Annotated in this window: 1 protein-coding gene; it reads left to right on the forward strand. The window is 59.2% G+C overall.

The window, feature by feature from the left end:
- Positions 1-195: 195 nt before the first annotated feature.
- Positions 196-453: cation efflux transmembrane domain-containing protein (locus AC0AIB_RS31265; RefSeq protein ID WP_465098087.1), on the forward strand; the 258-nt coding region annotated here is incomplete at its 3' end.

A 453-nucleotide genomic window follows, 5' to 3' on the forward strand; every position in this document is an offset into this window, starting at 1 on the left:
GAGTCAGAATTTCGGTGAGCAGCTGGGTCAGCTCGAGATCGTCGTCGACCAGGAGTATTTTGTGCATCTGAAGTCATTCCGCTGATTTTTCGCGCCAAGCCGGCGCAGGGGTCAGGGTATAATAGATTTTTAACCGTAAGAGGAAAGCCGGTTTTGAGCCATCAACAATATTCCCGCTGGGTGACGCTGGCCAGCATGGCCGCCGTCACCACGGCTACCCTGCTGATCACCGGCAAGCTGATCGCCTGGCTCATGACGGATTCATCGAGTCTGCTGGCATCGCTCACCGACTCCTTCATGGATGTCAGCGCCTCCATCATCAACCTGCTGGCCATTCGCTATGCGCTGGCGCCGGCCGATGACGAGCACCGCTTCGGCCACGGCAAGGCGGAGTCGCTGGCGGGCCTCATCCAGTCCGCGTTCATTTCGGGCTCGGCCCTGCTGCTGGTGATG

Source organism: Micromonospora sp. DSM 43699 (genome assembly GCF_055517075.1).